Source organism: Nodularia sp. UHCC 0506 (assembly GCF_034931045.1).
Classification (GTDB): Bacteria; Cyanobacteriota; Cyanobacteriia; order Cyanobacteriales; family Nostocaceae; genus Nodularia.
This window is the reverse complement of record NZ_JAYGHH010000023.1, coordinates 68,152-72,007: the sequence shown is the minus strand read 5'-3', so window position 1 is coordinate 72,007 and position 3,856 is coordinate 68,152. Positions and strand designations below refer to the sequence as shown.

3 protein-coding genes are annotated in these 3,856 nt (G+C 37.7%); 2 read left to right on the top strand and 1 reads right to left on the bottom strand.

Annotated features, from left to right (window positions below):
* Positions 1-509 precede the first annotated feature (509 nt).
* Entirely contained in the window at positions 510-1,331 is an 822-nt protein-coding gene (locus VB654_RS14400; RefSeq protein WP_323214456.1) for a sulfurtransferase, read from the top strand.
* Between the two features lie 28 nt (positions 1,332-1,359).
* Here VB654_RS14400 and VB654_RS14395 read toward each other — a convergent pair whose 3' ends face one another.
* On the bottom strand, positions 1,360-2,580 hold the full coding sequence (locus VB654_RS14395) for a hypothetical protein (RefSeq protein ID WP_323214455.1): 1,221 nt from the start codon (positions 2,578-2,580) through the stop codon (positions 1,360-1,362).
* Positions 2,581-2,984: 404 nt separating this feature from the next.
* Between VB654_RS14395 and VB654_RS14390 the strand changes: the two genes are divergently transcribed.
* Positions 2,985-3,856 (top strand): FecR family protein (locus VB654_RS14390; protein ID WP_323214454.1); only part of this gene is annotated, 872 nt, incomplete at its 3' end.

Below are 3,856 nucleotides of genomic sequence, written 5' to 3'. Positions count from 1 at the left end.
ATCAGAAGTTACTTGTATTTGTTCCATGAGTAAATTACCTTGAGATCAGTCTCAGGTATCAATTGTTAAGTTTTGTAATTCTCATACATCATTGGCATCGCTCTTATGTACTTTGTTGTGCTTGCCAGACCCTCCAAATTGTTCGTAATGATTCAGGTTTTTACAGTTGGGACTCCATGAACTCATAAAATTACCCCACTTTTTCCAAAAAAATAGCAGTGTTTGACTGCAAAAACAAGTTTAATATTTACATCAGAGTTTTTACGGGGATTGCTTTATATATAAGCATCAGAAAATATTGTACTCAATTTAACTCTATAAAAGTATTATATTCCTAGTCTATTGCCTATTTTAATAAAATACAAAGCACAGATGAAAATGCGATACATAAAAAAATGCCATGCTCTATGTAATTTAAAATACAAATTCACGTTGAGTGATTGGCATGATAAAAACTTATCCCAATTCGGTAACAAATACAAATTTTCTGTATAACTAGCTTGTAATCTATGGCTTACACTCAATTTTTTGTTTCCCCAGCTTGGCTGTTTGAACATCTTCACGATCAGCACATCGTCATTGTGGATTGTCGCTTTTCTCTGGCTAATCCGCAACTAGGAAAACAGCAATACTTAGCGGGTCACATTGAAAATTCTTATTATCTAGATTTGAATCAGGATCTTTCTAATTCTATAGGTAAGCATGGTGGTAGACATCCTTTGCCTAATGTCAATGATCTAGCTCACAAATTATCAGCAATTGGCATAAATTCTCCCAAAACTTTAGTTGTTGCTTATGATGATTCGCGTTTGGCTTTTGCATCTCGTCTTTGGTGGTTATTACGTTATCTAGGACATGAGCAAGTAGTTGTATTAAATGGAGGATTTACAGCCTGGCAAACAGCTGGTTATGCCGTTACAGATGTGATTTCGCTACCCAAAAAAGGTCATTTTATCCCCAAAGTCATACCAGAAATGCTAGTAGATATTGAGGCGGTAAAAGGTCGTAAAGATTTGCCAGAAGTAGCTTTAGTAGATTCTAGGGAAAGCGATCGCTATCGAGGAGAACGAGAGCCAATAGACAAAATTGCCGGTCATATTCCCGGTGCGGTCAATTATCCTTGGCAGGAAATTACAGACTCTTCAGGTTATTTACTTTCTCCATTAGAGCAAGGCCAACGCTGGGAAAAACTAGCAAAAACTGAGGAAATTATAGTTTACTGTGGTTCTGGTGTGACTGCTTGTGTAAATTTACTGTCTTTGGAAATAGCAAATATTCACACAGGTAAACTTTATGCAGGTAGTTGGAGTGACTGGATTAGTTATGAGTAAGCTTTTGTCTCAGGATGTCAGCCATGTCTCAAAACTCACCTAAGCGCCAATTGTAGTTAATACTGAAAAACCAGCCATCAAAATTAATGTTTCTGCCAGTAGAACCACCTAATGTCAAGCCAGTTTGTAAATTAATGTTGCTAGAGTCAGATAGTTGGTAACTCAAATTGCCAAACATCTGATGATAGTGGTCATGGCGTTCTCGTTGCGTAAAATCCGATAAGTTCAAATAGTAATTTAGACCCACTCGTAAAGGCTGTTGTAGGTCGTAGTTTAAAGAAACCCTTGCAGAATTGATGATGCGACTACGGGTATTTGGCTCCGCAAAATTTATTTTAAACTCATAAAAGCTATTGAGCGTTAATTGTGGAGTTAGGGAATCTCGTCTTCCCAAAGATAGCGACAGGGAATTTTCACCTAAAAAGCGATCGCCTGCTTGAAAGCGATCGCTATTAGCATAAAATAACTGTTGATTACTCCAGCCAACTATGCCATACATTCGTGGTGATAACTGTTGGTAAACATTCAAGTCGAATTTTACTCGGTTGTAATCATAAATTGATTGGTCTACATAGCGAACCAGGCTACCATCAATTGATCCATTCACAAAAGTCTTAGATCCCAAGGGGAAATATACAGAGGCTAGTCTCAGTCCCGAAAAAATCAACCCGTCTTCTATGGGATCAACATCAGAAGAAAAAACATTACTGGTATGGTAATAGCCGAAACTAGCCTGTAAATTACCTATAGGTTTAAACTCAGGCACAGGTTTTTTGGGTAGAGGCCTTTCGCGCACCCGTAAACCCAGTTCCTGAAGGCTCTCTGAATCATCAGGAATTGGCTGTCTTCCCTCCCGCAACCGTCGTTTTAACCCTTCTAGCCTTTCCGCTTCATTCCTCTGGGGTTTATCCAAAAGTTCATCTACTGGAAAAGAGGGTAAAAAATCTGTAGGTTGTGTTTCTAGCTGTAGGGAATCATTCAGTTCTTGACTATTACTATTATTTTCCATAACCGGAGAATTATCTTCAGGATTAGACTGAGATATTACTGATTCTGGCGGTGTAAGATTTGATGAACTCCGTTCTATGGATGCTGACTCAAATTGCGGCAACTTAGCATTAATTAGCTCAATAGCACCCCTTTGGCAAGCTTCAATTGTTAACTGTGAGTTTAATAAAGATTTTATATTGGACGCAAGCTGCTCTTGACAAGACTTTGTATCTAAATTTACAGCCAAAGCCGGAGCCATTGCAATACTACAACAATTGGCACTACTGGAAACTAAGCAAATGCTAAACAATAAATTTTTCCAGTTCTTGGGTAGCATCTTAATTTTTGAAATTGCGTGAATTATGTATGAAAAAATATTAACACCAAACTCCATTAGCAATTGGCAGTGAATTTATTTAAGTATATTCAACAAAAAAAATCCTCATACTCATTGTGTTGGTGTCAGCCTTCTTGGAGGATAGCCAGTAAGAAGAAATGTATTAATTGTGAAAACTTTCACTTTAGTTATATGTTAAAATATTGACTAGTATAAATGTCTCAAATAATATCTTGAACTAGCTTAATAAAAATTAAATTGACCCGATTTTGAATATGAAATTACGTAGAACATACTCAATTTTAGTGTGCAGTGTATGGAGCATCATGTTACTACCTACTTGGGCAAATGCGATGACTCCTCTAACTCGTGCAGAGATTCAAAATCTCCGCAACATAGTGCAACTGATTCCGAGAAGACAAAAACAGCGTCCGGCTCGAAAATCAGACCCCATGAATCCTGGGGATGGGTTATCTACTGGTAGAGCTTCTCTAGCAGATTTGCGCTTCAATGATGGCTCTTTGGCAAGAGTTGGGGAACAGGCTGTATTTAGATTTTTGCCCAAAACTCGCAACTTTACCCTATCAAATGGCACAATGTTGCTACTGATTCCACCAGGAAGAGGACAAACACGCATACAAACACCAAATGCAGCCGCAGCAATTCGCGGTTCAGCCCTATTTGTGCGCTATGACGAACAAACAGATACCACCGTTGTGGGTGCTTTAACTAATAGCGGTATTGAAGTTTTTAACCAAAAAGCGTCTCAAAATCAGGTATTGGAGGCAGGACAGCTGATGGTTATAGTTAAAGGGCAGTTTCAGGGCTTATATGATTTCGATTTAAGAACCTTTTATGAAACCAGTGATTTAGTACAAGGACTGAATTTAAATCAACCAGATAGTAACAATATATCAGATCCGGCGATCGCTAGTGTTCAAGCTGAAATTAACGCAGCCGTAGCAAAACAGTTACCGGTGAATGGCGAGGAAGTAATTGATAATCCATCTTTTTTGCAACTCTCGACTAGTTTCTCAAACTCAACCAACCAAGAATTTATTATAGATATTTACCCATCAGAAAGCATTGATACTTTTTCAGTAGATACTTTGCTGGAAACAGGAAAAATATTTTCAGATATTATTTCTGAACCAGAAAATTCTAACAACATAAACCCATCTGTTTTAGAAAACAATAA

Coding starts and splice junctions, on each gene's coding strand:
- VB654_RS14400 (WP_323214456.1), top strand. CDS start 510: ATGGCTTACACTCAATTTTTTGTTTCCCCAGCTTGGCTGTTTGAACAT.
- VB654_RS14395 (WP_323214455.1), bottom strand. CDS start 2,580: ATGGCTCCGGCTTTGGCTGTAAATTTAGATACAAAGTCTTGTCAAGAG.